Here is a 25,505-nt window from a genome sequence, read left to right on the forward strand (position 1 = left end):
TACCTCAGGCCAGGGCCGCGTCTTCCCCCATCAGCTCCGGGAAGAACGCTTCGTGCGCTGCCTTGAGATCGGCCAGGCTCACGCAGAAATCGCCTTCTTCCAGCTCGAAGATGATCCGGTCCTTGATCGTGCGACCGATCGGATCGGCGACCAGCCCGGCCTTGTCCGCCGCGACGAGGAAGTCGGCAAGGCAGGTGTCGCAGATCGTGACGACATACAGGCCCTGGTCCTCGCCGAAGAACGAGCCGGCGATGCCGAAGGGCTGGGGCTGGTCGATGATCGCGCCGATGCCCGACGCCATCGCCATCTCGGCGATCGCGACCGCCAGTCCGCCGTCCGACACGTCATGGCAGGCGGTGATCGCGCCGGTGCAGATGCCCGAGCGGATGAAGGCGCCGGTGCGGCGCTCCATCATCAGATCGACCTCGGGGGCCGGCCCTTCCTCGCGGCCGTGCAGCTCGCGCAGCCACAGCGACTGGCCGAGATGGCCCGAGCGCTCGCCGATCGCGAGGATGATGTCGCCGGTGCCCTTGAAGGCGATGGTCGCGCTCTTCGAATAATCCTTGAGCAGCCCGATCGCGCCGATCGCCGGAGTCGGCAGGATCGCCGAGCCGCCGCCGGTCGCCTTGCTCTCATTGTAGAGCGAGACATTGCCCGAGACGATCGGGAAGTCGAGCGCGCGGCAGGCCTCCGACATGCCCTCGAGGCAGCCGACGATCTGGCCCATGATCTCGGGGCGCTGCGGATTGGCGAAGTTGAGGCAGTTGGTCACCGCCAGCGGCGTCGCGCCCACGGCCGAGAGGTTGCGCCATGCCTCGGCGATCGCCTGCTTGCCGCCCTCCACCGGGTCGGCGAAGCAATAGCGCGGGGTGCAGTCGGTGGTGATCGCCAGGCCCTTGCCCGAACCGTGCACGCGAACCACCGCCGCATCGCCGCCCGGGCGCTGCACGGTATCGCCGCCGACCATGTGGTCATATTGCTCCCAGATCCAGCGGCGGCTGGCCAGGTCGGGCGTGCCGACCAGCTTGAGCAGGTCGGCGGCCGGATCGGCGCTCTCGGGAACATCGGTCAGTTCGGCCGGCTTCGGCGTCGGCACATGCGGCCGGTCATAGAGCGGCGCTTCGTCGGCGAGCGGGGCGAGCGGGATGTCGGCGACGATATCGCCCTGCCACTTCAGCACCATGCGGCCGGTGTCCGTCACATGGCCGATCACCGCGAAATCGAGCTCCCATTTGCGGAAGATCGCCTCGGCAAAGGCTTCGCGGCCGGGCTTGAGCACCATGAGCATGCGCTCCTGGCTTTCCGACAGCATCATCTCGTACGGCGTCATGCCGGTCTCGCGCTGCGGCACGTCGTCCATGATCAGCTCGATGCCGACGCCGCCCTTGCTCGCCATCTCGACCGACGAGGAAGTGAGGCCGGCGGCGCCCATGTCCTGGATCGCGACGATCGCGTCCGACGACATCAGCTCGAGGCACGCCTCGATCAGCAGCTTCTCGGTGAAGGGATCGCCGACCTGGACGGTGGGGCGCTTCTCCTCGCTGTCCTCGCCGAAATCGGCCGAGGCCATGGTCGCGCCGTGGATGCCGTCGCGGCCGGTCTTCGAACCGACATAGACGATCGGATTGCCGACGCCCGAGGCGGCCGAATAGAAGATCCTGTCGGTGTCCGCGATGCCGACCGTCATCGCGTTGACCAGGATGTTGCCGTCATACGCCTTGTGGAAATTGACCTCGCCGCCGACGGTGGGGACGCCCACGCAATTGCCATAGCCGCCGATGCCATGGACCACGCCGGCGATGAGGTGCTTCATCTTGGGGTGATCGGGCCGGCCGAAGCGCAGCGCGTTCATGTTGGCGATCGGGCGCGCGCCCATGGTGAACACGTCGCGCAGGATGCCGCCCACGCCGGTCGCCGCGCCCTGATAGGGCTCGATGTACGACGGGTGGTTGTGGCTCTCCATCTTGAAGATCGCGGCCTGGCCGTCGCCGATATCGACCACGCCGGCATTCTCGCCCGGGCCGCAGATTACCTGGGGGCCGGTGGTCGGCAGCTTCTTCAGATGGATGCGGCTCGACTTGTAGCTGCAATGCTCGGACCACATCACCGAGAAGATGCCGAGCTCGGTCAGGTTGGGCTCGCGGCCCATCGCCTTCAGGACGCGCTCATATTCTTCGGGGGTGAAGCCGTGCTCGGCGACGATCTCGGACGTGATCTGGGTCATGGGCGCAGCCCATAGCGAGGGCATGTGCCCGCGTCACCCCCGGGCAGGGGCGGTGCGAAAATCTTGACTCTCTTGACGCACCCGGGTGCGCGAACGGCGCGGAAGGTCGCAAAGGCCCCGACGGCATCGCGCGCGGCTGCTCTCCTGCGCGCCCGTGGCGCGCGAGGAGCGGGGAAGGGGCGGGGCGTTCGCATCGCGGCCGAGCCAAGCGGATGGAATCCTACATTAAAAGACCGAATCGTCGGAATATGCGGGGGTTGGAGATTAACCATTGGAGGCGTAGCAAGGCGAGCGGAGTGGAGCCTTGGGTGTAGCGTGACGAATCACTGGATAGATCGCGTGGCGGCGCCGCCGCCCGGGCGCGTGCCGATGGGTTGGGCGAACGCGCTGCACGTCGTGCCCGACGGTGCGCCCGCGGTGCTCGCGCCGATGCCGGCCGCCTGGGAATGCGACCTTTCCGACGATTCCCTGCGCTGGACGCCCGGGGTGTTCGCGATCTTCGGCCTGCCGCCCGATCGTCCGGTGCGGCGCGAAGAGGTGGTCGCCATGTACAGCCCGGAATCGCGGGCCGAGCTGGCCAGGCTGCGGTCGGAGGCGATCGCCAATTGCGGCAGCTTCACCTTCGAGGCGGAGATCCGGCGGCCGGACGGCGAGATGCGCTGGATGCGCGTGACCGCCGATGTCGAGGTGCGCGACGGCCGTGCAGCCTATCTCTATGGCCTGAAGCAGGACATCACCCATCTGCGGCGGGACTAGGTTGAGAACCCAAACAAGTATTTGATTTTCTACCGTCATCCCGGCCTTGAGCCGGGATCCCGCTTCCTCCTGTGCTGGCGAGGCAGCGGGACCCCGGCGCAAGGCCGGGGTGACGAAGGAAGAATATGAGTCCTCACCTAGCCAGTTCCTCTGCGGGAGGGGAAGGAACCAGGGCGAATTGACATCCAGCTCCGTTCCTTCCTGGTGGCGAGGGACGGACGTTGCTGGGGGCACGTTGGACCTTGAAACAAGTTGGCGATCATCCCCTTGAGACCAGGAGTGCCCCAATAGCCGTCATCCCCGCGCAGGCGGGGATCCAGGGCCACGGGCGGGTTGCGCGCAGCCGAGTCCCGCGCGCTCCGGAAGGGGGCTCACCTGGCAGCATCGTCGCCCTGCGCTACCCTGGATCCCCGCCTGCGCGGGGATGACGCAGAGATACTTGTCCCAGCGGGATACGCGCCAAACAAGTTCAGGGTGACGAAGGAGGTTGGCTCGAAGTGTTCCGGCCCGCCAAGCCACACCTTAGCCTGAACGCCGATCCGCCTCTAGGCCGCCGAGGCCACCGGCAGCGAAGACGTCACCACGCGATCCTTGCCGGCATGTTTCGCCGCATAGAGCAGATCGTCGGCAAGGCGCAGCGCGTCGGCGTGATCGTCCGCGACCGGCGCGACGCCGGCCGAGAAGCTGATCCTGCCGATCGGCAGGTCCGTGGTCTGGTCGCGCAGCAGCCGCTCGCGCAGCCGGGCGCGGCAGCCGTCGAGCATGTCGGCGGCCTCTTCCGCATCGGCCCCCTCGAACAGGCAGACGAACTCCTCGCCGCCATAGCGCGCGACCGTCACCCGGCGGCCCAGGCCCTCGCGCAGGAAGCGCGCGACGAAGCGGAGCACCCGGTCGCCGGTATGATGGCCGTGCCGGTCGTTGATCGCCTTGAAATTGTCGATGTCGCACAGCGCCAGGGCGAAGGGCGCGGCATCGGGCCGCGCCAGCATCTCTTCCATCCGCGCGAAGAAGCCGCGGCGATTGGGCAGGCCGGTGAGATGGTCCTCCTCCGCCTCGCGCACCGCGCGCTCGAGATCGGCGCGCAGGCGCCGCGTGTCCTCGCGCGTGCGCTCGAGCCGGCCGCCGATCCTGCGGGTCGTCTCGGCCACTTCGAGCGTGACTTCGAGCAGCCGGCGATAGGCCTCGCCCGGCTCGCTGCCCATCTGGTCCGCGGCTTCGCCGAGCGCGGTGGAATAGGCGCTGGTCGAGGCAGTGGCGTCACCCACCGCGGCGAGGCAGTCGGCGACCTTGCTCTCCAGCTCGCGGGTGAGCTTGTCGAGCTTGTCCGGCGTCTCGCTCGCGGCGCAGCGCTCGACGATCCGCTCGACGTCGCGGTCGGTCAGGCTGCCCTTGGCGTTGAGCAGCTCCTGCGCGGCGCGCACCAGCGGCGCCTCCAGGCCGTTGAGGAAGCGGCCGGCGAAATCGAAATTGGTCGTGCTGGGCTCCAGGCCGTGCTGGAACAGGAAGGCGCCGATCTGCTCGTAGCGCAGCCGGTGGAGCGCGGTCCGGTCGGGCGCGGCCCAGGGATCCTCGCCTTCGCCGCGGCGGAACCAGGAGACCAGCCGATCGAGCGGCGAGTGGAGGGAGACCGGCGCGTTCATGCGCGCGCTCTCCCGGTCCCGGCGCCGAGCCGCGCGGAGCCCTTGCCCGCGCTACGCTCATCGATCCTTGTCCCTGTCCGCATTCCCCGCCCCCGTTTCCGGCGAGATCGTTACGGGAACGATCGTAATATTCGCGTTAATCCGGCCGGGAATTCGCCAAAACGGGTAATGTGGGTGGTGGCGGGTTGGGGACTTACGCCCTCCATCGTCATCCCCGCGCAGGCGGGGATGACGGATATGGCCTCAGATACCTTGGGTTCCCGTCCTACAGGATCTCGCGCACCCGCTCCGGCGGGCGGCCCAGGCGAACGCCCTTGTCGGTGGCCACCAGCGGCCGCTCGATCAGGATCGGATTGGCCGCCATCGCATCGAGGATCGCGTCGTCGTCCGCACCCTTCAGCGGCTTGGCGGCGTCCTCGGCGATGCGCAGGCCTTCGCGCGCGGTCATGCCGGCGCGCTGGTACAGGGCCTTCAGCGTCTCGCGGCTCGGCGGGGTCTTGAGATATTCGACCACCTCGACCGCGAGGCCGGGCGTCCCGTTCAGGATCGCCAGCGCCTCGCGCGACTTGGAGCAGCGGGGATTGTGGTAGATGGTGGCGTTCACGATTGCGCGTCGTCCTGCCGGGCCAGCCATTCCTCCAGCCACTTGATCGTATATTCGCCCTTCTGGAATTCGGGGTCGTCGAGCAGTGCCTGGTGGAGCGGGATGGTGGTCTTCATCCCGTCGATCACGAACTCTTCCAGCGCCCGGCGCAGGCGGCGGAGCGCGCCCTGGCGGGTGGTGCCGTAGACGATCAGCTTGGCGATCATCGAGTCGTAATAGGGCGGCACCTTGTAGCCGGCGTAGAGGCCCGAATCGACGCGGACGTTCATGCCGCCCGGCGCGTGATAGCCCTTCACCAGGCCCGGCGAGGGCGCGAAGGTGCGCGGATCCTCGGCGTTGATGCGGCACTCGATCGCATGGCCGCGGAAGACGACATCTTCCTGGCGCAGCGTCAGGCCATGGCCTTCGGCGACGCGGATCTGCTCGCGGACCAGGTCGAGGCCGGTGATCGCCTCGGTCACCGGATGCTCCACCTGCAGGCGGGTGTTCATCTCGATGAAGTAGAACTCGCCGTCTTCCCACAGGAACTCGATCGTGCCGGCGCCGCGATAGCCCATATCGGCCATCGCCCTGGCGCAGATCCCGCCGATGCGCTCGCGCTCTTCGGCCGAGAGCACGGGCGAGGGGGCTTCCTCGAGCACCTTCTGGTGGCGGCGCTGGAGCGAGCAGTCGCGCTCGCCCAGGTGGATGGCGTTGCCATTGCCGTCGCCGAACACCTGCACCTCGATATGGCGCGGGTTGCCGAGATATTTCTCCAGATAGACGGTGGCGTCGCCGAAGGCGGCCTTCGCCTCGCTGCCGGCCTGGAGCATCTGCGCTTCGAGGTCGGCGGGGTTGGTCACGACCTTCATGCCGCGGCCGCCGCCGCCCGAGGCGGCCTTGATGATCACCGGATAGCCGGCCGCCTCGGCGATGCGCTTGGCTTCCTCGACATCGCTGATCGCGCCGTCGGAACCGGGGACGAGCGGCAGGCCGAGCGCGCCGGCGGTGCGCTTCGCCTCGATCTTGTCGCCCATCGTGCGGATGTGCTCGGGCTTGGGCCCGACGAAGATGATGCCGTGCGCCTCGACGATCTCGGCGAACTTGGCGTTCTCCGACAGGAAGCCATAGCCCGGATGGATCGCGTCCGCGCCCGAGATCTCGGCGGCGGCGATGATCCGGTCGATCTTCAGATAGCTCTCGGCCGCGGCCGGCGGGCCGATGCAGATCGCCTCGTCGGCCAGGCGGACGTGCATCGCGTCCGAATCGGCGGTGGAGTGCACCGCGACGGTCTTGATGCCCATCTCGTGGCAGGCACGATGGATGCGCAGCGCGATCTCGCCGCGATTGGCGATCAGGAGCTTCTTGATTTCAGGCATGGTGCCGCGTTACTCGACGACGACGAGGGGCTGGTCGAACTCGACCGGCTGGCCATTGTCGACCAGGATCGCCTTGACCGTGCCGGCCGAGGTGGCGTGGATCGGGTTCATCACCTTCATCGCCTCGATGATCAGCAGCGTGTCGCCGGCCTTCACCGCCTGGCCGACCGCGACGAAGTTCGCCGCTTCCGGATTCGGCGCCAGGTAGACGGTGCCGACCATGGGCGACTTGACTGCGTTCAGCGCCGCGACGGGCGCGGCCTCGGCGGCGGCGGCGGCGGCGGCAACCGGCGCGGCGGCGGCCGGAGCGGCTACCGGCGCAGCCATCGGCGCCTGCAGGATGGCCGGCGCGGCCTGCACGGTGCGCGCGACGCGGACCTTGCGATCGCCGTCCTCGACTTCGATCTCGGTGAGATTGGTGTCGTCCAGCACGGCGGCGAGCTGCCGCACCAGGTCGATGTCGACCTGCATTGCGCCCGTCTTGTCGTTCTTTTCTGCCATTTGATCTCGTCTTCCGATGAAACGGCGCCCTTTGTCAGAGGAGCGCGGCGGCTTCAAGCGCAAGCATGTAGGACAGCGCCCCGAAACCGGCGATGGTTCCCCTGGCGGCCATGCCGACATAGCTGTGGTGGCGATACTCCTCCCGCGCGAGCGGGTTGGAGATATGTACTTCGAGCACCGGCGTCCGGATCGAGCGGATCGCGTCGTAGAGCGCGAGGCTGGTATGCGTGAACGCGCCCGCGTTGAGCAGCACGGCCCTGGCGCCGCGGGCCTGGGCCTCGTGGAGCCAGTCGATCAGATGGCCCTCGTGATTCGACTGGCGCAGGTCGATCTCCAGCCCCAGTTCCTTCGCCCGGTCTTCCAGGCGGCCCGCAATGTCGTCGAGCGTGTCCGAACCGTAGATCTCCGGCTCGCGCAGTCCCAGCAGGTTGAGGTTGGGACCGTTGAGGACGTAGATCATGTCGGCCAAGGCCAAGCCTTTCGGTTGCGGGCGCGGGAGCGGCTTCCCTATATGAGCCCGCGCTCCCGATCAAATTTCCAAGGACAGTCCATGCATATCGACGGCACCGTCTCCATCACCGTCAACGGCGAGCACAGGCGAGTGACCGCCGGCCTGACCATCGCCCAGCTGGCCGAGGAGCTGGGGCTGGTGCCCGCCAAGCTGGCGGTGGAGCGCAACCTGGAAGTGGTGCCGCGCTCGACGCTCGACCAGGTGATCGTCGAGGATGGCGACGAGCTGGAGATCGTGCATTTCGTCGGCGGTGGCGACCATCCGGTCGCGGGGGGCGAGGTCGACAATGGCCGGCCCGTCGACGAGGACACATGGACGGTCGCCGGCAAGACCTTCCGCTCGCGGCTGATCGTCGGCACCGGCAAGTACAAGGATTTCGAGCAGAATGCCGCCGCCGTCGCGGCGAGCGGCGCCGAGATCGTCACGGTGGCGGTGCGCCGCGTGAACGTCAGCGACCCCAATGCGCCGATGCTCACCGACTATATCGACCCCAGGAAGATCACCTATCTCCCCAACACCGCCGGCTGCTTCGATGCCGAATCGGCGATCCGCACGCTGCGGCTGGCGCGCGAGGCAGGCGGCTGGGAGCTGGTGAAGCTCGAGGTGCTGGGCGAGGCGCGGACCCTCTATCCCGATATGGTCGAGACGCTGCGCGCCACGGAGATCCTGGCGAACGAAGGCTTCAAGCCGATGGTCTATTGCGTCGACGATCCCATCGCCGCCAAGCGGCTGGAGGATGCCGGCGCGGTGGCGATCATGCCGCTCGGCGCGCCGATCGGCTCGGGCCTCGGCATCCAGAACCAGGTGACGATCCGGCTGATCGTGGAAGGCGCCAAGGTGCCGGTGCTGGTCGATGCCGGCGTCGGCTCGGCGAGCGATGCCGCGGTGGGCATGGAGCTGGGCTGCGACGGCATCCTGATGAACACCGCGATCGCCGAGGCCAAGGACCCGATCCTGATGGCGGCGGCGATGAAAGCGGCGGTGGAAGCGGGGCGGCTCTCCTATCGCGCCGGACGCATGGCCAAGCGCCGCTATGCCGATCCGTCGAGCCCGCTGGCGGGGCTGATCTGATGCGCGCGACGGGATTGGCCGCCGGGGCGGCGCTCGCGCTGCTCGGGCTTTCCGCCTGCCACCCCAGGCCCGCCGCCGTCCCCAAGGAATCGCGCGCCATCTCCGCCGAGCCGGTGACGCTCACCGCGGCGGACGGCGTGAAGGTGTTCGGCGTCCATACCAGCGTCGAGAAGCCCAAGGCGCTGATCCTGCTCTTTCACCAGGCCGGCTCGGGCAAGGACGAATATGCGACCATCGCCCCGAGGCTGGCGACCTGGGGCTATAGCTCGCTGCGCATCGACCAGCGCGCCGGCGGCGACCTGTTCGGCGGCAATGCGACGGTGAAGGCGCTGGGCCGCTCGACGAGCTATTATCAGGCCAAGCCGGACCTGGTGGCGGCGCTGGCCTGGGCGAAGGACCGGAAGCTGCCGGTGATCCTGTGGGGCAGTAGCTATTCGGCGTCGCTCGTCTTCCTGCTCGCCGCGGACTATCCCGATCAGGTAAAGGCCGTGATGGCGTTCTCGCCCGGCGAGTATTTCGACAACAAGACGATGGTGCGCACGGCCGCCGCGAACGTGAAGGCGCCGGTGTTCGCCACCTCGGCGCAGGACGGGCGGGAGATCGACGCGGTGCGCGACATCCTGGCCGCGGTGCCCGGGCAGAAGGAGCAGTTCGTGCCCAAGCAGGGCGGGGCGCATGGTTCCTCCACGCTGCTGCGCGCGAAGAACCCCGAGGGCGCCGAACCCGCCTGGACTGCGGTGATCGCCTTCCTGCAGAAGGTGGCGCCGTAAGGGGCTTATGTCATGCGGACTTCGGGCCGAGGCCGGGACTCGATCGGCAAGCCCCGACATTCCCGTTTCTCCACCGACATTCCCGTTTCTCCGCCATCATCCCCGCTTCTCTACCGTCATCCCTGCGCAGGCGGGGATGACGGGTGTGGTTTCAACGGAAGCCGGTTGCGCGGAATTTGTGGGAGGCGGGAGACCTAATGCGGCCGCCGCACCAGCCATACCGATCGGCCCCCGGTCGCCGCGTCCTCGGGCGCATGGGCGACTTCGAACAGGCCGGTCCTTGCGAACACGGCGCGATATTCCGCCGGGCCGGCGCTGGCATGATAGAGCTGCTCGCCGAACTGACAGCCCATCGCGGTGCCGCGTTCCGGCCCGCTGTTGAACAGCAGCGCGCCGCCGGGCGACAGCCAGGGCGCCATCCGCTCGAGCAAGGCGAGCTGGTCGTCGGCGGGAAGATGGAAAAGGCTGTCCCAGGCGATGATCCCGCCGAACATGCCGTCCAGCACCACGCCGCGCATGTCCGCCGCGATCCAGCGCTCGCGCGGGAAGCGGGTGCGGCAGAGCGCGATCATCTTCGCCGAGACGTCGACGCCGGTGATCGGATGGTGCGCGTCGTGCAGATAGCGCGCGATCGGCTCGCCCGCGCCGCAGCCAAGATCGAGGACCGGGGCGCGCTTCGGCACGCCCAGCAGGAAGCGGTCCAGCCATGGTCGCTCGGTGAAGCGCTTGCGCCGCGCATGATCGAAGGCATGCGCATGACGTTCATAATGCTCGGCAATCCGCTCTGGCATGACGGAACCCATAACCGGCGCGGACCGTTGTTTCAGTCTACGGATCACCGGCGCGGCCAAGCGCCGATCCGCGGCCAGGAGGTTGAAATCATGGGTGAACTTACCGACAAGATCAAGGGCAACGTCAACGAGCTGGTCGGCAAGGCCAAGCAGGCGATGGCGGGCGATGCCGACGATCCCAACCGCACCCGCGCGGACGACAAGCTCGACGCCGAGGGCAAGGTCCAGGAGCTGAAGGGCAAGGGCCAGCAGCTCATGGGCAAGGTGAAGGGCGCGCTCGGCGACGATATCTGATCCCTTGGAGGATGCTCAGGGGAGGCCGTTCCGGGCGACCGGGACGGCCTCTTCGCGTGCACGGGATTCGAGGATAGGATGCGGCATGGTTTCGAAGACCAGCCTCACCGAGAGTGTCCGCCGGCACCGCGTCGAGGAAGTGCGCGCGGGGCTGGCGGCCAGGCCCGACCTGCTTGGCCATCGCGATGCGCGCGGGCGGAACTGGCTGCACCTGGCCTGTGCGACGCCGGGCACCGGCATCGCCATGGCCGAGCTGCTGCTCGCGCTCGGCCTGGGGCTCGACGATGCCGCCTTCACCGAAGGCGAATGGCGCGCGACGCCCTTGTGGTTCGCGGTGGCGCATGGCGGGAACCACCCGCTCGCCGCGCATCTGCTGGAGGCGGGTTGCGACTCGAATCATTGCCTGTTCGCCGCCGCCTGGAACGAGGATCGCGCGACGATCCGGCTGCTGCTCGCATATGGCGCGGATATCGAGGAAGGCGCCGGCCGCGGCGAGACGCCGTTGCTGGGGGCCGTGGGCTGGAGCAGGTTCGGGCCGGCGGAGGAGCTGCTGATCGGCGGCGCCGATCCCGATGCGCGGGACGGGAAGGGCCGGACGGCGCTGCACCTGATGCTGAAGAAGGGCAGCGCGGCGGAGCATTTCGCCATGTTCGTCCGCGCCGGCGCGCGCGGGGACATTCCCGACGACAAGGGGCAAACCGCGGCGGCGATATTGGGGCGCAAGCGCGATCCGGCCTGGTGGGAGATCGCGGAGGGGCTCGCGACCGGCTGATCTTCCCTGGCACTTATCCCCTTGAGACAAGGGGTGCCCCAACAGCCGTCATCCCCGCTTCCCTCCGTCGTCATCCCCGCGCAGGCGGGGATCCAGGGGAGCCCGGGACGATCGAAGCGATCGCGCGAACGCTTTCCGGAAGAGGACGGGGGCTGCTGCGCCTGCCCCGCCCTTGGTCCTGGATCCCCGCCTGTGCGGGGATGACGGAAACGGTTTCAAAGGCTTGTTCGGCTTCTCGCCCTGGATCCCGATCCGGGGCCCGCCGCTCAATCGGGGACGTAGAACGACCAGAGATCGCTTTGCAGCTTGTGCGCGGCGAAGCGCACGGGGCGGGTCCTCGGGCCGATTTCGCAGATCATGTGCGAAAGTATGTCCATCGGCACCAGCGGATCGGGCAGGCGCACGGTCTCGGCATTGATCCAGCGCCATTCCTCCTGCCAGACCCGGCGGTTCTGGATGGTCAGATTGTCGCCCTTCTGCCCGACGTGCAGGTGCCGCCAGCCCATATACTCGCCTCTTCGATTGTCCTGCCCGCATTATAGCGGCGGCAGGGCGGCCAAGGCCGTGGGCCGGCGGGATTATTTGCTCCTGAGGCCCGAGACGGTGAGCCCCGGGGTGATGAACTCGATATCGGTCTTGAGATGGAGCAGGCGCAGGCCCGGCCGGGCGAGGGCGCGGTCCAGCGCGGGGGCGAACTGCGCGGTCGCCTCCACTGTCTCGGCCCAGCCGCCATAGGCGCGGGCGAGCGCGGCGAAATCCGGATTCCGCAGCGTCGTGCCCGAGAGGCGCGCGGGATATTCGCGCTCCTGGTGCATGCGGATCGTGCCATAGGCGGCGTTGTCGACCAGGAGGACGATCAGGTCGGCGCCGTGCTGGACGGCGGTGGCGAGCTCCTGGCCGTTCATCAGGAAGTCGCCATCGCCCGCGAGCGCGACCACCGCGCGATCCGGGAAACGCAGCGCCGCCGCCACGGCGGCAGGCACGCCATAGCCCATCGCACCGGCGGTGGGAGCGAGCTGCGAGGGCTGGGGGCCATAGGGCCAGTAGCGGTGCCACCAGCTCGAGAAATTGCCGGCGCCGTTGCAGATGATCGTGTCCGCCGGCATCGCCGCGCGCATCGCCGCGACGCATTGGCCGAGGTCGAGGGCAACGCCCTCGCGCGGCTTCGGCGTGGACCATTCGATCCAGTCGGCATGGGCGGCCTCGGCGTCGAAGCGGGGCAGCTCGGCTTCCTCCTCGGCCGCCAGCGTCGCCGCGAACTCGAAGGGGCGGGCGCAGATCGGCAGGTCGGCCAGATAGACGCGGTTGAGCTCGCCTGGATCGGGATGGACATGGACCAGCGTCTGGCCCGGATGGTCGGGCGTGATCAGCGCATAGCCGTCGGTCGTCGCCTCGCCGAGGCGGGCGCCGACGACGAGCAGCAGGTCGGCCTCCCTGATCCGCTGGACCAGCTTCGGATTCGGGCCATAGCCGAGATTGCCGGCCCAGGCGGGCGAGCTGTTCAGGATCGCGTCCTGCCGGCGGAAGGCGCCGGCCACGGGCAGGCCGATCCGCTCGGCGAACCTGGCGAATTCCTCGCCGGTCTCGCCGTCCCAGCCGGCGCCGCCGACGATCGCGACCGGGCGCTTCGCCTTGCGCAGTTCGTCATAGAGCAGGTCGATCTCGACGAAATCGGGCGACTGGAGCGGCGGCGCGAGGGCGGGCCGGTCCAGCGCCTCGACTTCGTCGCGCAGCATGTCCTCGGGCAGCGCGATCACCACCGGTCCCGGCCGGCCCGAAGTCGCGACGGCCCAGGCGCGGGCGACATATTCCGGGATGCGGCGCGCATCCTCGATCCGCGTCGCCCATTTGGCGAGCGGAGCGAACATCGCGGGCAGGTCGACTTCCTGGAAGCCCTCGCGGTCGCGCATGCCGCGGTCGACATCGCCGACGAACAGGATCATCGGCTGCGAATCCTGCATGGCGACGTGCACGCCGATCGAGGCGTTGGTCGCGCCCGGCCCGCGCGTCGCGAAGGCGATGCCGGGCCGGCCGGTCATCGCGCCGTCGGCACAGGCCATGAAGCCGACGCCGCCTTCCTGGCGGCAGGTGACCACGTCGATCGCGGGCACGTCGTGCAGCGCGTCCAACACGGCGAGGAAGCTCTCGCCCGGCACGTGGAAGATGCGGTCGCAGCCTTGCGCGACCAGATTGTCGACGAGGATCCGGCCCCCGGTTCGTTTCGCGGTCATGGCCCATGTCTAGACCGGGCGGGGCGGGGAGCGTAACCCCTGGCGCCATGCTGATCATTGGCAATCATGTGTCGCCCTATGCCCGCAAGGTATTCGTCGCCCTCGATCACAAGGGCGTCGATTATGAGATGGACCCGATCGTGCCCTTCTACGGCACCGAGGAATTCACCCGGGTGAGCCCCTTGCGCCGCATCCCGGTGCTGATCGACGGCGCGCTGGTGCTCAACGACTCGACCGTGATCGCGGAATATGTCGACGAGCGCTGGCCCGCGCCGCCGCTGATGCCCCGGGGCGCGGCCGATCGGGCAAAGGCGCGCTGGATGGAGGAATATGCCGACAGCCGGCTCGGCGACCTGATCATCTGGCGGCTCTTCTACCAGAAGACGATCGTCCCCTATGTCTGGAAGCGCGAGCCCGACCACGCCCTGATCGCGCAGGTGACGACGCGCGACCTGCCCGAAGCGCTCGACTGGATCGAGGCGCGGGCGCCGGCGGACGGCTTTCTGTTCGACCATGTCTGCACCGCGGACTTCACTTATGCGTGCTTCTTCCGCAACGCCTCGCTCGCCGGGTTCGAGATCGACCCGGCGCGCTGGCCGCGCACGGCGGGCTGGCTGGAGCGGGTGCGCGCGGTGCCGGCCTTTGCCGGGACGATGAAGTTCGAAGCCGCGATCGTCGGCGTGCGCTCGCCGGACCGGCCGGACGCGCTGCGCGCGGCGGGGGCGAAGGTGGCCGAGCAAAGCTATGGCGGGCGCGCGCCGCACCGCTCGATCATGCTGGACGACGGGCCCTAGGCTGAGACCCATATTCTTCCTTCGTCACCTCAAGGCCGGGATGGCGGTGAAAGATCAGGCACTTGTTTGATAGCCGCTCATTTCCGGAGCCACAGGGCGAGGAGCGCGATCGCGACGGCCAGCTGCGCGGCGGCGATCAGCGCGAGGTGCGTGGAGAAGGGCTGCTTCCGGGTCTTGTGGCGGAACAGCCGCCGTGCCGCGAACGCGCCCGGCGTGCCGCCCAGCAGCGCGAGCCGGAGCAGTTGCGCCTCCGGAACGCGGCGCAAGCCGGCCGCCGCGCGCCGCTTGTCCTGCCGGAAGCGCAGCATCGTCCACAGGTTCACCCCGACGATCCAGGCGAGAATGAGTGCGAGCATGCGGCGCTATCGCAGCGGAACCGCAAACGGAAAAGGGCCGCGCAGTCGCCCGCGCGGCCCCTTCCTGCTCGGATCGGAAGATCAGAAGCGGACGCCGAGGCCCGCGAGCACCTGGTGACGCTCCACGTCCTGGCTGTAGTTCGAGTAGCGATACTCGACCTTGCCGTAGAGGCGCTGGCCGAAGGCGTGCTCGACGCCGGCGCCCAGGCGGAAGCCGTCCAGATTGTCGGAGACGCGGACATTGCCGGTCTCGCCGGTGATGCGGCCGTTGGTGTAGCCGCCCTTGGCGTAGATCAGGGTGGTCGGGGTGACGGCGACACCGGCGCGAACGCCCGCATACAGGTCACGGCCGGCCTTCACGGTGACGCCGGCATCGGTGACCTTGGTGGTCGAGCCGGTCACTTCGGCGTCCACGCCGAACACGGCCTTGCCGCGCTGCAGGTCATAGCCGATGGCGCCGCCATAGACGAAACCCGACTTGCCGTCGCCATCGCCGTTCACGCGGTCCCAGCCGCCGATCACTTCGGCGCGCGGACCCTGGAAGGTGCCGTCCTGCGCGAGGGCGGGGGTTGCGGTGGCCGCCACCAGGGCGAGCGCGGTCGTTGCGAGAATTCGCATTTCTTTTCCTACCTTTGGACTTTGATACTCAGGTTCGGATGGCCATCCGGGCCTCTACGTAGGCCTCCGATTCCGCAGTGCAATATGGCAATTTAATTACAATCCTGCCGTGTTGCCTTTGTGCCACACCGCCGGGGTTGATCATCTCCTGTTCAGGTTGGATGGCGGGCAGTCCCGGCATTTGCTGCGATGCAGCGAAGTTGAAAGCTGATTCAGGTTCGCTTGACCCGGGCTTCCGCGCCGGACTATCGCCCCGGGCGAAGTCAGGAGAGAATCGCGGATGAAGAAGCTCTACCCCAACGCCACGGCAGCGCTGGAAGGGCTGCTGTTCGACGGCATGACGATCTGCGCGGGCGGTTTCGGCCTGTGCGGCATTCCCGAGCGGCTGATCGACGCGATCCGCGATGCGGGGACCAGGGACCTCACCATCGCCTCGAACAATGCCGGCATCGACGGCGAGGGGCTGGGCAAGCTGCTGCGCACCCGCCAGGTGAAGAAGATGATCTCCTCCTATGTCGGCGAGAACAAGGAGTTCGAGCGGCAGTATCTGAGCGGTGAGCTCGAGGTGGAATTCTGCCCCCAGGGCACGCTGGCCGAGCGCTGCCGCGCGGGCGGGGCAGGGATCCCGGGCTTCTACACCAAGACCGGCGTCGGCACGCTGGTGGCCGAGGGCAAGGAAGTGAAGCTGTTCGACGGCGAGGAATATATCCTCGAGCGGGGCATCCGCAGCGACCTGTCGATCATCAAGGGCTGGAAGGCCGATGAGAGCGGCAACCTGATCTTCCGCAAGACCGCGCGCAACTTCAACCAGCCGATGGCGACCGCGGGGCGCATCTGCGTGGCCGAGGTGGAGGAAGTCGTGCCGGTGGGCAGCCTCGATCCCGATCAGATCCACCTGCCGGGCATCTATGTGAAGCGCATGATCATCGGCGCGCCCTATGACAAGAAGATCGAGTTCCGGACCACCCGGCCCCGCCCAGAGACGCTGGGGGCGGCGTGAACCGGGCCTGCGCGATCGCGGGCCTCGCGCTCGCCGCGAGCAGCCTTTCGGGCTGCATCGCCGCGGCGGCGGTGCCGCTGGGCGCCGCGGCGGGCGTGATCAAGACCTCGCAGGATCACAAGCGCAAGAAGGACAAGGCCGAGCGGCCGGCACCGCAGCCGGGCCAGGTGTTCGAGACCGAGGACGGCAAGAAGGTCCAGCTCACCAACCTGACCAGGCTGCCGCCGCCGAGCGGCGTTCCGGCCGCGCCGGTGCCGGGGCCGGTGGCTGCGCCGGGCAGCGTGCCGCCCGAGATGCAGTTCCTCTATGGCTCGGGCGAGGCTTCGGCGCTCAGCCTGCAGGCCTATGCGGCGCTGTGGAACTATATCCATGGCGAGCTGCGCTTCCGCCGTGACAAGAGCCAGGTCACCTCGGTCGTGATGACGCGCGATTCGACGCTGGCCTCGCCGCGGTTCGAGACCTGCGGCAAGCGTCCGCTGGCCGTGGTGTTCGACGTGGACGAGACGGTGCTGCTCAACCTGGGCTTCGAGAGCGACGCCGCCCGGCGCGGGCCCGGCTATGACCAGGGCCGCTGGACGCGCTGGGAAGAGACCGGGGCCGACAAGGTGGAGGCGGTGCCCGGCGCCGCCGAGACGATCGCGGCGATCCGCGGCGACGGCATCACCGTGATCTACAATACCAATCGCTCGGCGAGCACCGCCGCGTTCACGATCCAGGCGCTGGACCATGCCGGGCTGGGGCCGGTGACGCTTGGCGACACGCTGATCCTGCGCGACGACGCCGCGCCCGGCGGCAAGGACGAGCGGCGCTGGAAGATCGCCGAGCGCTATTGCATCGTCGCGATGGGCGGCGACCAGCTGGGCGATTTCAGCGACCTGTTCAACGCCAGGGAGCTGTCGGTTACCGCCCGCCGCAACACCACCGCCAACACGCTGATCGCGCCGCTCTGGGGGCATGGCTGGTTCATCCTGCCGAACCCCGTCTATGGCAGCGGCCTGAAGGGCGGGATGGACGATGTGTTCCCCAAGGACAAGCAATGGGCCGATCCGGCCGAGGAGAAGAAATAATGGCCTGGACCCGCGATGAGATGGCGGCGCGTGCCGCGAAGGAGCTGCGGGACGGCTTCTACGTCAATCTGGGCATCGGTATCCCCACGCTGGTGGCGAACCATATTCCGGAAGGCGTGGAGGTCACGCTCCAGTCGGAGAACGGCATGCTCGGCATCGGGCCGTTCCCCTATGACGACGAAGTCGATCCCGACCTGATCAATGCCGGCAAGCAGACGATCAGCGAGCTGCCCCAGTCGGTCTATTTCGGATCGGAGCAGAGCTTCGCGATGATCCGCGGCGGCCATATCGACCTGACCGTGCTGGGCGCGATGGAGATCAGCGAAGGCGGCGACATCGCCAACTGGATGATCCCCGGCAAGATGATCAAGGGCATGGGCGGCGCGATGGACCTGGTCGCCGGCGTGAAGAAGATCATCGTGGTGATGGAGCACAACTCCAAGAACGGCGATCCCAAGTTCGTGCCGAGCTGCGAGCTGCCGCTCACCGGCAGGAACGTGGTCGACATGATCATCACCGATCTCGCGGTGTTCCAGCGCACGGACCATGATTCGCCCTTCCGCCTGGTCGAGCTGGCGCCCGGGGTCACCGAAGCGGAAGTCGCGGAGAAGACGACGGCGAAATATGAGGTGGCGCTCGTCGCCGCCTGAGCGGCGGCAAGGCCACATGACCGCGAATTAATCTTCGCGCGACTGGCGGGGGCGGAAACAAAAGCGTAGCATTCTTCGATGCTAGCATGGTTCCGCCGCCGCTATCTCGACCTGCTGGGCTCGATCTACATCTATAACGAGCATCGCGGGTACACGAGCATCGACCGGGTGCTCGAGGCGGTGAAGGCGCGCGCGCCCGACGACCATGCGCTGATCGCCGCGATCGAGAAGCACCGGGCCGACGAGCGCAAGCATTATGTGATGTTCAAGCGCTGGTTCGAGCTGCAGGGCAAGATGCCGCTCCAGGTCGATCGGACATGCGGGCATATCGACCGGTTCGTCGAGATCATGTTCCGCCGCACGATCGACGAGCTCGATACCCAGGCGGTGATCGACGACGACGCGCAGTTCGAGAAGCTGTGCCGGGTGATCTCCCTCACCGAGCAGCGCGGCTACAAGCAGGTCGACGTCCTGCTCCGGCATCCGCTGGTGCGGCACGACAAGGTGCTGATGAAGATCTTCCGGGTCATCGAGAAGGACGAGCCGAGCCACTGGGCGCCCTATGACGGCTGGCTCAGGGCGAACGGCAAGCGCGATCCCCGCTGGTGGGAGCGGGCGATCGACGGGTTCATCCATTCCGAGCTGCTGTTTCTCAAGCTGCCGGTGCTGTTCCTCAATCCCGGCGTGAAGCGCCGCACCGAATGGGCCGATGCGGGCGAACCCGCGGAGGCCCGGGCCTCCACCGTCCCCAGCCTGGCCTGATCTCCCCGCTTTCGACGTGCATGCGTGCGGCATGGTCGCCCGCATGTCCGGATTCGTCGCATCGCTGCGGCGCCGCATGACCATCCGGTGCATGGGGGCTCGCCGCAGCACAAGGTCGCACTGCTGCAACCTGCCGGAGAGGGTGTGCCGGGATATCGGCGCACGGGCGTAACGGGGTTTGTGCATGCGTAGGATGGTCTGCGGCCTGACCGGGCTGATCGTGTTTCTTGTGGCTTTGGATCTGCCGGCCGATCTGGAGACGGCGCGCGACCGCGAGGCGGGAGCCTCGCATTTCTCGACGCACTGGACCGCGCCATCCTGCCGCTACCTCGTGTCGGACTGGCGGCGCAGCTGAGGCTCGTCTATCGAGCGCCCATGCACATTCTGCTGACAGGCTCGTCCGGCTGGCTCGGCCGGTTCCTCGCACCGATGTTGCGCGCGAAGGGGCATGTCGTGACCGGGCTCGACATCGCGCCGGGCGCGGACACCGACGTGATCGGATCGGTGGCGGATCGCGCCTTGATCGACCGGGTCTTTGCCGAGCGCGGGATCGAGGCGGTGATCCATGGCGGAGCGCTGCACAAGCCCGACATCGCGCGCTATCCGGCCCAGGCGTTCGTCGACGTCAACGTCACCGGCACGCTGAACCTGCTCGAGGCGGCGGCCCGTGCCGGGCACGACCGGTTCGTCTTCACTTCCACCACTTCGCTGATGATCAGCCAGGCGATCCGCGACGAGGCGGGAGACGCGGCGATCTGGCTCGATGAGGATGCGGGGCCGATCGAGCCGCGCAACATCTATGGCGTCACCAAGCTCGCCGCCGAGCAGCTCTGCCGCCTGGCCTGGCTGAACGACGGGCTCAATTGCGTCGTGCTGCGCACCAGCCGCTTCTTCCCGGAGGAGGACGACACCGATCGGGGACTCTCCGGCGAGAACATGAAGGCGAACGAGCTGCTGTACCGCCGGCTGACCGCGGAGGATGCCGCGCGGGCCCATCTGCGCGCGCTCGAACAGGCGCCGGAGATCGGCTTCGACGTCTTCATCGTCTCCGCGCCGACGCCCTTCGCGCGGGCGGACTGCGCCGCGCTCAAGGCCGATGCCGGCGCCGTGATCGCGCGCTATTTCCCCGATGCGCCGGAGCTGTACCGGGCGCGGGGCTGGGCGCTCCCGGAGCGCATCGGCCGCGTCTACGACGCCGCCCGCGCCGAGCGTCGCCTCGGCTTCCGGTGCGAGACCGGGTTCGCGGAAGTCCTGGAGGCGCTGCGGGCGGGGCGGCCGCTGCCCTTCGCGCACGATCCGGCCTATGTCTCGCCGAAGGAAATGGCGGGCGCCGGCTGACCGGGAGGGCGCCGGCAGGCTTCGTCGCGGCGCTGTAACGAAACTAGGCTCTGGATCGCCCCGGGGAATCCGGGGGGAATCCGATGCGGCGTGCGGTGAAGCTGTTCGAGGCGCTGGTGGCGATCGCCATCGTGCTGGCGGCCGGGCTGTTCGTTGGCTCCGAGTGGATCATCGGACGCGGCCATGCCGTGCCGGACGACAGAGTCGCCATTCCCCGCGATCCCGCCGCGATCGCCGAGGGGGGCAGGCTCGCCAGGCTGGCGGGCTGTCGCGGCTGCCACGGGCCGAACGGCGAGGGGCGCGTCTGGACCAGCGACCGGCTGGCCGGCACGATCGCTCCGCCCGCGCTTGCCCGCAAGCTCGCGGGATATTCGGACGCCGAGCTCGTCCGGCTGATCCGGTACGGTGTGAAGCGGGACGGCAGCACGCTCTTCCGCATGCCCAGCCGGGCGCTTGGCAGCTGGGCCGATGACGATCTCGGCCGGATCATCGCCTGGCTGCGCACGCTGAAGCCGGGGGCGGGGGATTCGCGCGTCGAGACCAGCTATGGCCCGCTGCCGCGCCTGGGCATGCTGACCGGCAGCTTCGAGGAGAGCGTTCGCCATGTCCGGCTCGCCCCCGCGCATCGGCCGCCCGAGACCGGTCGCTATGTCTATGACACTGCCTGTGCCGCGTGCCATCGGCTGGGCGACGACCATGCGCCGGGCGACGGACCGGCCGCCCCCGCGCTGGCGCCCCGGGCCGCCGGCCAGGATCCCGCCGCCTTCCACAGGTTGCTGCGCGCCGGGATGGGGAGGCATGGGCGCGATCGCGGCCCGATATCGGCCGTCGCGCGGGACGCCGTGCATGCGCTCGGCGACATGGAGATCGCGGCGCTGCATGCCTATCTCAGGGGCGAGGCGGCGCGGCTGGGCCGCTGACCGGAGAATAGTTCAACTATGCGACGGAAAATTGCACGAACGCTTGCCTGTGCGCAAGAATCGACTAAAGCGCCCGCATGACCGCTCAACCGCGTACCCTTTACGAGAAGATCTGGGCCGACCATGTGGTCGAGCGCCGGGACGACGGAACCTGCCTGATCTATATCGACCGCCACCTCGTTCATGAGGTGACCAGCCCCCAGGCCTTTGCCGGCCTGCGCGCGGCGGGGCGGCCGGTGCGCCGCCCGGACCTGACGCTGGCGGTCCCCGATCACAACCTGCCGACCACGCCGCGCGTGGACGCCGCGGGGCAGATGCTGCCGATCGCCGATCCGGCGAGCGCCGGCCAGCTCGCCGCGCTGCGGGCGAACGTCGCCGAGTTCGGCGTGCCCTATATCGACGCGCTCGATGCACGGCAGGGCATCGTGCACGTGATCGGGCCGGAACAGGGCTTCACCCTGCCCGGGGCGACGCTGGTGTGCGGTGACAGCCATACGTCCGCGCACGGCGCGCTCGGCGCCCTGGCGTTCGGCATCGGCACCAGCGAGGTGGAGCATGTCCTCGCCACGCAGACGCTGTTGCTGAAACAGTCCAGGACGCTGGAGATCCGCGTCGACGGGACGCTCGGCTTCGGTGTGAGCCCCAAGGATGTCGTGCTGGCGATCATCGGCCGGATCGGCGCGGCCGGCGGCACCGGCTATGTCATCGAGTTCACGGGCGACGTGATCCGGAACATGTCGATCGAGGGGCGGCTGACCGTCTCCAACATGTCGATCGAGGGCGGCGCCCGCTCGGGCCTGATCGCGCCCGACGAGACGACCTATGCCTATCTCAAGGGGCGCCCGATGGCCCCGGCCGGCGCGGCCTGGGACAGGGCCGTCGCCTGGTGGCGGACGCTGCCCGGCGACGCCGGCGCCGTGTACGACAAGAGCGTGATCCTGCAGGCCAGCGACATCGCGCCGTCGCTCACCTGGGGCACCAGCCCGGAGGACGTGGTGCCGATCACCGGCGCCGTGCCCGATCCGGAGAGCTTCGCAGACCCCGCCAAGCGGGCCGCCGCGCAGAAGTCGCTCGATTATATGGGGCTGACCCCGGGCATGCGGATGGAGGATGTTCCCATCGAGCATGTCTTCATCGGCTCGTGCACCAACAGCCGGATCGAGGATCTGCGCGCCGCCGCGGCGGTGGTGAAGGGCCATCACGTCGCCGACCGCATCCGCCAGGCGCTGATCGTGCCGGGTTCCGGCCTGGTCAAGCGCCAGGCCGAGGCGGAGGGGCTGGACCGCATCTTCCGCGAGGCCGGGTTCGAATGGCGCGAGCCGGGCTGCTCGATGTGTCTCGCGATGAACCCCGACAAGGTTCCCAGCGGCGAACGTTGTGCTTCCACCTCGAACCGTAATTTCGTAGGGAGGCAGGGTCCGGGGGCGCGGACGCACCTGCTTTCACCCGCAATGGCGGCGGCAGCGGCGATCCGGGGGCGCCTCACCGATGTCAGGGAGCTGATGTCGGAGGATGCGTAAGGGGATGTTCTATGAAGCGGGCGCTAGTCGCGTTGATTGCGGGTACGGTGCTGAGCGGCCTGGCCGCGGCCTATGCGGCCACGGGCAAGACGGTCGAGGCCAGGGCGGAGATCATGGCCACCCGCTGATCGGGGAGGTTGTGTAGCGTGGAAGCCGTTCGCAAGGTCGAGGGGCGCGCCTATCCGTGGGGCGCGAGCAACATCGACACCGACATCATCATTCCGGCGCACTGGCTGAAGACCACCACGCGCGAGGGGCTGGGCAGGGGCGCCTTCGAGAGCGTGCGCGCGCAGCCGGGCAATGTCTTCGACGATCCGCGCTATGCCGGTGCGCCCGTGCTCGTCGCCGGCGACAATTTCGGCTGCGGATCCAGCCGTGAGCATGCCGCCTGGGCGCTTGCCGATCTGGGCGTCAGGGCCGTGATCGCGCCGAGCTTCTCGGACATCTTCTCGGGCAATGCCTTCAAGAACGGCATCGTGCCGGTGGTGCTGCCGCAGGAAGCGGTGGACCGGCTGGTCGAAGTCGCGAGGACCGACGAGATCACCATCGACCTGGAGACGATGACCGTCACCACGCCCTTCCAGGATCGCTTCGCCTTCGATCTCGACCCGTTCCGCCGCCAATGCCTGATGGAAGGGCTGGACGAGATCGGCATGACGCTGGCACAAGATACCGCGATTTCGAAATTCGAAGCCGGGATGGCAAAGGATCGCCCCTGGCTTGCGGTGGAGACGGCGAATGAAGGCATTGCTCTCGAAGCAACCGGGCGGACCTGATACTCTAATCCTGGAGGATCTGCCCGATCCGGCAGCGGGGAAGGGGCAGGTCGTGGTCGCGGTGAAGGCCTGCGCGATCAACTATCCCGATTTCCTGATCATCGAGGACAAGTACCAGTTCAAGCCGCCGCGCCCCTTTGCGCCGGGCGGCGAGATCGCCGGCGTGATCGAGAGCGTGGGCGAGGGCGTGACCGACTGGGCGGTGGGCGACCGGGTGATTGCGGTGACCGGCCATGGCGGGCTGGTGGAGAAGATCGCGATCGAGGCCTTCCGCCTGTTCCGCCTGCCCGAGGGCCGCAGCTTCGAAGAGGGCGCGGCGCTGCTGCTCACCTATGCGACGACGATCCACGCGCTGCTCGATCGCGGGCATCTGCGCGAGGGGCATAATCTGCTGGTGCTGGGCGCGGCGGGCGGCGTCGGCCTTGCCGCGGTGGAACTGGGCAAGGCGTTCGGCGCGCGCGTGGTGGCGGCGGTCTCCTCGGAGGAGAAGGCGGCGGCGGCCAGGGCGGCGGGCGCGGACGAGGCGCTCGTCTATGGCCGCGCGCCGTTCGACAAGGACCAGTCCAAGGCGCTGGCCGAACAGTTCAAGGCGGCGCTGGGCCCGCAGGGCGCCGATGTGATCTACGATCCGGTGGGCGGCGACTATGCCGAGCCGGCGCTGCGCGCGATCGGCTGGGAAGGGCGCTATCTGGTGGTCGGCTTCCCGGCGGGCATCCCCAGGCTGCCGCTCAACCTTACCCTGCTCAAGAGCTGCGACGTGTGCGGCGTGTTCTGGGGCGCCTTCGCGGCGCGCGATCCCAAGGCCAATGCGGCGCATGTCGGCCAGCTGTTCCGGCTGTGGGGCGAGGGCAGGATCGCGCCCAGGGTCACCGAGACCTTCGCGCTGGCCGATGGCGGCAAGGCGATCGCCAAGATGGCCGCGCGCCAGGTGATCGGGAAGGTCGTGGTGACGATCTAGGCGCTCCCCTCCCTGGAAGGGAGGGGCTGGGGGTGGGTGGAGGCTTGGCGATACTGCCGGGGTTCGAAGCCCGCTCCCGCCGTATCGCGTATATCCACCCATCCCCGACCCCTCCCTTCCAGGGAGGGGAGAAGGCTGGCTTGCCCTATGCCCATCGCCCCCCTATCTCCGCACCAAACGCCAGTTAGGGGATTGCAATGACCACGTTCGACGATCGCGAAAAGGCATTCGAGGCGAAGTTCGCGCGCGACGAGGACATGGCCTTCCGCGTCACCGCGCGCCGCAACCGGCTGGTCGGCCAATGGGCCGCCGCGCAGATGAAGCTGACCCCGGAAGAGACCGACGCCTATGCCAAGGCGGTCGTCCAGGCCGATTTCGAGGAAGCCGGCGACGAGGACGTGATCCGCAAGCTGCTCGGCGACCTGCTCGCCGCCGGCATCGAGACCGACGACGCCACCGTGCGCCGCGCGCTCGCGGAGCAGGCGGTCGAGGCGCGCCGCCAGCTGATGGGCGAAGTCTGATGCCGATGGCTGCCGCCGAGATCGAGGACCTGATCAAGGCCGGCATCCCCAATGCCCGGGTCGAGATCACCGATCTTGCCGGGGACGGCGATCATTATGCGGCGCGCGTGGTCGCGCCGATGTTCAAGGGCATGCCGCGGGTGCGCCAGCACCAGGCGGTCTATGCCGCGCTCGGCGGGCGCATGGGCGGCGTGCTCCACGCGCTCCAGCTCACCACCGAAGCGCCGCTCGAGGAGTAAGTGAAGTGACCGACGATACCCAGGCGCGCATCAAGGCGCTGGTCGACAGCAACACGGTGCTGCTGTTCATGAAGGGCAGCCCGCTCTTCCCGCAGTGCGGCTTTTCCAGCCGCGCGGTGGCGATCCTCAACCATCTCGGTGCCGAGTTCGAGAGCGTCGACGTGCTCCAGGACCAGGGCATCCGCCAGGGGATCAAGGAATTCTCCGACTGGCCGACCATCCCGCAGCTCTATGTGAAGGGCGAGTTCGTGGGCGGCTCGGACATCATGATGGAGATGTTCGAGAGCGGCGAGCTGGGTGCGCTGCTGGCCGACAAGGGCGCCGGAGCGGCTTCCGCATAACCGCCGGCGTTGCGGCCACTGCTCTCGTCATCCCTGCTAAGGCGGGGATGACGGTTCATGGGGCGAGTCGCGCCCTATTCGACATCAGCTTTCGGGGAACCCCGGGTCGGGTGGGTCGACGC

Annotated in this window: 30 protein-coding genes; 19 read left to right on the forward strand and 11 right to left on the reverse strand. The window is 68.4% G+C overall.

Going from position 1 to position 25,505, the window contains the following annotated elements:
* Positions 1–4: 4 nt before the first annotated feature.
* On the reverse strand, positions 5–2,224 hold the full coding sequence (gene purL, locus ACIQCS_RS01710) for a phosphoribosylformylglycinamidine synthase subunit PurL (protein WP_345850655.1): 2,220 nt from the start codon (positions 2,222–2,224) through the stop codon (positions 5–7).
* Between the two features lie 339 nt (positions 2,225–2,563).
* Here purL and ACIQCS_RS01715 point away from each other — a divergent pair, with 339 nt between their 5' ends.
* A complete protein-coding gene (locus ACIQCS_RS01715) occupies positions 2,564–2,980 on the forward strand; it encodes a PAS domain-containing protein (protein ID WP_401529895.1) in 417 nt (138 codons plus the stop codon).
* Between the two features lie 545 nt (positions 2,981–3,525).
* Here ACIQCS_RS01715 and ACIQCS_RS01720 read toward each other — a convergent pair.
* The 5 genes from ACIQCS_RS01720 to aroQ all read right to left on the reverse strand — a co-directional run bounded on the left by ACIQCS_RS01720 (position 3,526) and on the right by aroQ (position 7,552).
* Positions 3,526–4,620, reverse strand: a complete 1,095-nt coding sequence (locus ACIQCS_RS01720; protein WP_345850659.1) for a GGDEF domain-containing protein — start codon at positions 4,618–4,620, stop codon at positions 3,526–3,528.
* A gap of 265 nt (positions 4,621–4,885) precedes the next feature.
* Entirely contained in the window at positions 4,886–5,224 is a 339-nt protein-coding gene (arsC, locus tag ACIQCS_RS01725; protein ID WP_345850661.1) for an arsenate reductase (glutaredoxin), read from the reverse strand.
* On the reverse strand, positions 5,221–6,582 hold the full coding sequence (accC, locus tag ACIQCS_RS01730) for an acetyl-CoA carboxylase biotin carboxylase subunit (RefSeq protein ID WP_280280262.1): 1,362 nt from the start codon (positions 6,580–6,582) through the stop codon (positions 5,221–5,223). Before accC ends, arsC begins: the two co-directional genes overlap by 4 nt.
* A 9-nt stretch (positions 6,583–6,591) precedes the next feature.
* Complete coding sequence (accB, locus tag ACIQCS_RS01735) at positions 6,592–7,083, reverse strand: acetyl-CoA carboxylase biotin carboxyl carrier protein (protein WP_345850663.1); 492 nt, start codon at positions 7,081–7,083, stop codon at positions 6,592–6,594.
* Positions 7,084–7,117: 34 nt separating this feature from the next.
* A complete protein-coding gene (gene aroQ / locus ACIQCS_RS01740; protein WP_345850664.1) occupies positions 7,118–7,552 on the reverse strand; it encodes a type II 3-dehydroquinate dehydratase in 435 nt (144 codons plus the stop codon).
* Positions 7,553–7,633: 81 nt separating this feature from the next.
* Between aroQ and thiS the strand changes: the two genes are divergently transcribed.
* Both thiS and ACIQCS_RS01750 read left to right on the forward strand, forming a co-directional pair.
* Positions 7,634–8,665 carry a sulfur carrier protein ThiS gene (thiS, locus tag ACIQCS_RS01745; protein WP_345850666.1) on the forward strand — a complete coding sequence of 344 codons (1,032 nt, stop codon included), beginning with the start codon at positions 7,634–7,636 and terminating at the stop codon, positions 8,663–8,665.
* Positions 8,665–9,435, forward strand: a complete 771-nt coding sequence (locus ACIQCS_RS01750; protein WP_294049754.1) for an alpha/beta hydrolase — start codon at positions 8,665–8,667, stop codon at positions 9,433–9,435. The genes thiS and ACIQCS_RS01750 overlap by 1 nt, the downstream gene beginning before the upstream one ends.
* A gap of 194 nt (positions 9,436–9,629) precedes the next feature.
* Here the strand turns inward: ACIQCS_RS01750 and ACIQCS_RS01755 are convergent, their stop codons facing one another.
* The gene (locus ACIQCS_RS01755; protein ID WP_345850668.1) at positions 9,630–10,226 is read right to left on the reverse strand and encodes a methyltransferase domain-containing protein; all 597 of its coding nucleotides are present in this window, start codon (positions 10,224–10,226) and stop codon (positions 9,630–9,632) included.
* 90 nt (positions 10,227–10,316) lie between these two features.
* Here ACIQCS_RS01755 and ACIQCS_RS01760 point away from each other — a divergent pair, with 90 nt between their 5' ends.
* Both ACIQCS_RS01760 and ACIQCS_RS01765 read left to right on the forward strand, forming a co-directional pair.
* Entirely contained in the window at positions 10,317–10,520 is a 204-nt protein-coding gene (locus ACIQCS_RS01760) for a CsbD family protein (RefSeq protein WP_345850670.1), read from the forward strand.
* An 85-nt stretch (positions 10,521–10,605) separates the two neighbouring features.
* A complete protein-coding gene (locus tag ACIQCS_RS01765) occupies positions 10,606–11,292 on the forward strand; it encodes an ankyrin repeat domain-containing protein (RefSeq protein WP_280280254.1) in 687 nt (228 codons plus the stop codon).
* 266 nt (positions 11,293–11,558) lie between these two features.
* Here ACIQCS_RS01765 and ACIQCS_RS01770 read toward each other — a convergent pair whose 3' ends face one another.
* Both ACIQCS_RS01770 and ACIQCS_RS01775 read right to left on the reverse strand, forming a co-directional pair.
* A complete protein-coding gene (locus tag ACIQCS_RS01770; RefSeq protein ID WP_280280253.1) occupies positions 11,559–11,798 on the reverse strand; it encodes a hypothetical protein in 240 nt (79 codons plus the stop codon).
* 72 nt (positions 11,799–11,870) lie between these two features.
* Positions 11,871–13,523, reverse strand: a complete 1,653-nt coding sequence (locus ACIQCS_RS01775) for a thiamine pyrophosphate-binding protein (RefSeq protein WP_345850672.1) — start codon at positions 13,521–13,523, stop codon at positions 11,871–11,873.
* Positions 13,524–13,570: 47 nt separating this feature from the next.
* Between ACIQCS_RS01775 and ACIQCS_RS01780 the strand changes: the two genes are divergently transcribed.
* Positions 13,571–14,317 carry a glutathione S-transferase family protein gene (locus ACIQCS_RS01780; RefSeq protein ID WP_345850673.1) on the forward strand — a complete coding sequence of 249 codons (747 nt, stop codon included), beginning with the start codon at positions 13,571–13,573 and terminating at the stop codon, positions 14,315–14,317.
* Between the two features lie 77 nt (positions 14,318–14,394).
* Here the strand turns inward: ACIQCS_RS01780 and ACIQCS_RS01785 are convergent, their stop codons facing one another.
* Positions 14,395–14,673, reverse strand: a complete 279-nt coding sequence (locus ACIQCS_RS01785; protein WP_345850674.1) for a DUF1294 domain-containing protein — start codon at positions 14,671–14,673, stop codon at positions 14,395–14,397.
* An 81-nt stretch (positions 14,674–14,754) separates the two neighbouring features.
* Complete coding sequence (locus ACIQCS_RS01790) at positions 14,755–15,291, reverse strand: porin family protein (RefSeq protein WP_345850676.1); 537 nt, start codon at positions 15,289–15,291, stop codon at positions 14,755–14,757.
* 280 nt (positions 15,292–15,571) lie between these two features.
* Here ACIQCS_RS01790 and ACIQCS_RS01795 point away from each other — a divergent pair, with 280 nt between their 5' ends.
* The 13 genes from ACIQCS_RS01795 to grxD all read left to right on the forward strand — a co-directional run bounded on the left by ACIQCS_RS01795 (position 15,572) and on the right by grxD (position 25,383).
* A complete protein-coding gene (locus ACIQCS_RS01795; RefSeq protein WP_280280248.1) occupies positions 15,572–16,291 on the forward strand; it encodes a CoA transferase subunit A in 720 nt (239 codons plus the stop codon).
* Positions 16,288–17,358, forward strand: coding sequence for an HAD family acid phosphatase (locus ACIQCS_RS01800; RefSeq protein ID WP_345850677.1), 1,071 nt, complete (start codon positions 16,288–16,290; stop codon positions 17,356–17,358). The genes ACIQCS_RS01795 and ACIQCS_RS01800 overlap by 4 nt, the downstream gene beginning before the upstream one ends.
* Positions 17,358–18,008, forward strand: coding sequence for a 3-oxoacid CoA-transferase subunit B (locus ACIQCS_RS01805; RefSeq protein WP_345850679.1), 651 nt, complete (start codon positions 17,358–17,360; stop codon positions 18,006–18,008). The genes ACIQCS_RS01800 and ACIQCS_RS01805 overlap by 1 nt, the downstream gene beginning before the upstream one ends.
* Positions 18,009–18,086: 78 nt before the next feature.
* Complete coding sequence (locus ACIQCS_RS01810) at positions 18,087–18,770, forward strand: ferritin-like domain-containing protein (protein ID WP_280280245.1); 684 nt, start codon at positions 18,087–18,089, stop codon at positions 18,768–18,770.
* A 184-nt stretch (positions 18,771–18,954) separates the two neighbouring features.
* A complete protein-coding gene (locus ACIQCS_RS01815) occupies positions 18,955–19,125 on the forward strand; it encodes a hypothetical protein (RefSeq protein WP_345850682.1) in 171 nt (56 codons plus the stop codon).
* Positions 19,126–19,145: 20 nt separating this feature from the next.
* The gene (locus ACIQCS_RS01820) at positions 19,146–20,108 is read left to right on the forward strand and encodes an NAD(P)-dependent oxidoreductase (protein WP_345850684.1); all 963 of its coding nucleotides are present in this window, start codon (positions 19,146–19,148) and stop codon (positions 20,106–20,108) included.
* A gap of 83 nt (positions 20,109–20,191) precedes the next feature.
* A complete protein-coding gene (locus ACIQCS_RS01825; RefSeq protein WP_345850685.1) occupies positions 20,192–21,028 on the forward strand; it encodes a c-type cytochrome in 837 nt (278 codons plus the stop codon).
* 77 nt (positions 21,029–21,105) lie between these two features.
* Entirely contained in the window at positions 21,106–22,548 is a 1,443-nt protein-coding gene (leuC, locus tag ACIQCS_RS01830) for a 3-isopropylmalate dehydratase large subunit (RefSeq protein WP_345850686.1), read from the forward strand.
* 146 nt (positions 22,549–22,694) lie between these two features.
* Positions 22,695–23,324 (forward strand): 3-isopropylmalate dehydratase small subunit, encoded by a 630-nt coding sequence (gene leuD, locus ACIQCS_RS01835; protein ID WP_345850687.1) that lies wholly within the window; start codon positions 22,695–22,697, stop codon positions 23,322–23,324.
* Positions 23,287–24,282 carry an NADPH:quinone oxidoreductase family protein gene (locus tag ACIQCS_RS01840; protein ID WP_294049748.1) on the forward strand — a complete coding sequence of 332 codons (996 nt, stop codon included), beginning with the start codon at positions 23,287–23,289 and terminating at the stop codon, positions 24,280–24,282. The genes leuD and ACIQCS_RS01840 overlap by 38 nt, the downstream gene beginning before the upstream one ends.
* Positions 24,283–24,479: 197 nt before the next feature.
* Positions 24,480–24,803, forward strand: coding sequence for a DUF1476 domain-containing protein (locus ACIQCS_RS01845; protein ID WP_345850689.1), 324 nt, complete (start codon positions 24,480–24,482; stop codon positions 24,801–24,803).
* Positions 24,803–25,042 carry a BolA family transcriptional regulator gene (locus ACIQCS_RS01850; protein WP_345850690.1) on the forward strand — a complete coding sequence of 80 codons (240 nt, stop codon included), beginning with the start codon at positions 24,803–24,805 and terminating at the stop codon, positions 25,040–25,042. Before ACIQCS_RS01845 ends, ACIQCS_RS01850 begins: the two co-directional genes overlap by 1 nt.
* Positions 25,043–25,047: 5 nt before the next feature.
* Complete coding sequence (gene grxD, locus ACIQCS_RS01855) at positions 25,048–25,383, forward strand: Grx4 family monothiol glutaredoxin (RefSeq protein WP_345850691.1); 336 nt, start codon at positions 25,048–25,050, stop codon at positions 25,381–25,383.
* The last annotated feature ends 122 nt before the right edge of the window (positions 25,384–25,505 follow it).

The organism is Sphingomonas sp. NPDC092440, from assembly GCF_044754985.1.
In the GTDB taxonomy this organism is placed as follows: Bacteria; Pseudomonadota; Alphaproteobacteria; order Sphingomonadales; family Sphingomonadaceae; genus Sphingomonas.

Excerpts from the sequence above, each read along its gene's own strand:
- purL (WP_345850655.1), bottom strand. The coding sequence starts at position 2,224 with ATGACCCAGATCACGTCCGAGATCGTCGCCGAGCACGGCTTCACCCCC.
- ACIQCS_RS01720 (WP_345850659.1), bottom strand. The coding sequence starts at position 4,620 with ATGAACGCGCCGGTCTCCCTCCACTCGCCGCTCGATCGGCTGGTCTCC.
- accC (WP_280280262.1), bottom strand. The coding sequence starts at position 6,582 with ATGCCTGAAATCAAGAAGCTCCTGATCGCCAATCGCGGCGAGATCGCG.
- accB (WP_345850663.1), bottom strand. The coding sequence starts at position 7,083 with ATGGCAGAAAAGAACGACAAGACGGGCGCAATGCAGGTCGACATCGAC.
- thiS (WP_345850666.1), top strand. The coding sequence starts at position 7,634 with ATGCATATCGACGGCACCGTCTCCATCACCGTCAACGGCGAGCACAGG.
- ACIQCS_RS01750 (WP_294049754.1), top strand. The coding sequence starts at position 8,665 with ATGCGCGCGACGGGATTGGCCGCCGGGGCGGCGCTCGCGCTGCTCGGG.
- ACIQCS_RS01755 (WP_345850668.1), bottom strand. The coding sequence starts at position 10,226 with ATGCCAGAGCGGATTGCCGAGCATTATGAACGTCATGCGCATGCCTTC.
- ACIQCS_RS01760 (WP_345850670.1), top strand. The coding sequence starts at position 10,317 with ATGGGTGAACTTACCGACAAGATCAAGGGCAACGTCAACGAGCTGGTC.
- ACIQCS_RS01765 (WP_280280254.1), top strand. The coding sequence starts at position 10,606 with ATGGTTTCGAAGACCAGCCTCACCGAGAGTGTCCGCCGGCACCGCGTC.
- ACIQCS_RS01770 (WP_280280253.1), bottom strand. The coding sequence starts at position 11,798 with ATGGGCTGGCGGCACCTGCACGTCGGGCAGAAGGGCGACAATCTGACC.
- ACIQCS_RS01775 (WP_345850672.1), bottom strand. The coding sequence starts at position 13,523 with ATGACCGCGAAACGAACCGGGGGCCGGATCCTCGTCGACAATCTGGTC.
- ACIQCS_RS01780 (WP_345850673.1), top strand. The coding sequence starts at position 13,571 with ATGCTGATCATTGGCAATCATGTGTCGCCCTATGCCCGCAAGGTATTC.
- ACIQCS_RS01785 (WP_345850674.1), bottom strand. The coding sequence starts at position 14,673 with ATGCTCGCACTCATTCTCGCCTGGATCGTCGGGGTGAACCTGTGGACG.
- ACIQCS_RS01790 (WP_345850676.1), bottom strand. The coding sequence starts at position 15,291 with ATGCGAATTCTCGCAACGACCGCGCTCGCCCTGGTGGCGGCCACCGCA.
- ACIQCS_RS01795 (WP_280280248.1), top strand. The coding sequence starts at position 15,572 with ATGAAGAAGCTCTACCCCAACGCCACGGCAGCGCTGGAAGGGCTGCTG.
- ACIQCS_RS01805 (WP_345850679.1), top strand. The coding sequence starts at position 17,358 with ATGGCCTGGACCCGCGATGAGATGGCGGCGCGTGCCGCGAAGGAGCTG.
- ACIQCS_RS01810 (WP_280280245.1), top strand. The coding sequence starts at position 18,087 with ATGCTAGCATGGTTCCGCCGCCGCTATCTCGACCTGCTGGGCTCGATC.
- ACIQCS_RS01815 (WP_345850682.1), top strand. The coding sequence starts at position 18,955 with ATGCGTAGGATGGTCTGCGGCCTGACCGGGCTGATCGTGTTTCTTGTG.
- ACIQCS_RS01820 (WP_345850684.1), top strand. The coding sequence starts at position 19,146 with ATGCACATTCTGCTGACAGGCTCGTCCGGCTGGCTCGGCCGGTTCCTC.
- ACIQCS_RS01825 (WP_345850685.1), top strand. The coding sequence starts at position 20,192 with ATGCGGCGTGCGGTGAAGCTGTTCGAGGCGCTGGTGGCGATCGCCATC.
- leuC (WP_345850686.1), top strand. The coding sequence starts at position 21,106 with ATGACCGCTCAACCGCGTACCCTTTACGAGAAGATCTGGGCCGACCAT.
- ACIQCS_RS01840 (WP_294049748.1), top strand. The coding sequence starts at position 23,287 with ATGAAGGCATTGCTCTCGAAGCAACCGGGCGGACCTGATACTCTAATC.
- ACIQCS_RS01845 (WP_345850689.1), top strand. The coding sequence starts at position 24,480 with ATGACCACGTTCGACGATCGCGAAAAGGCATTCGAGGCGAAGTTCGCG.
- ACIQCS_RS01850 (WP_345850690.1), top strand. The coding sequence starts at position 24,803 with ATGCCGATGGCTGCCGCCGAGATCGAGGACCTGATCAAGGCCGGCATC.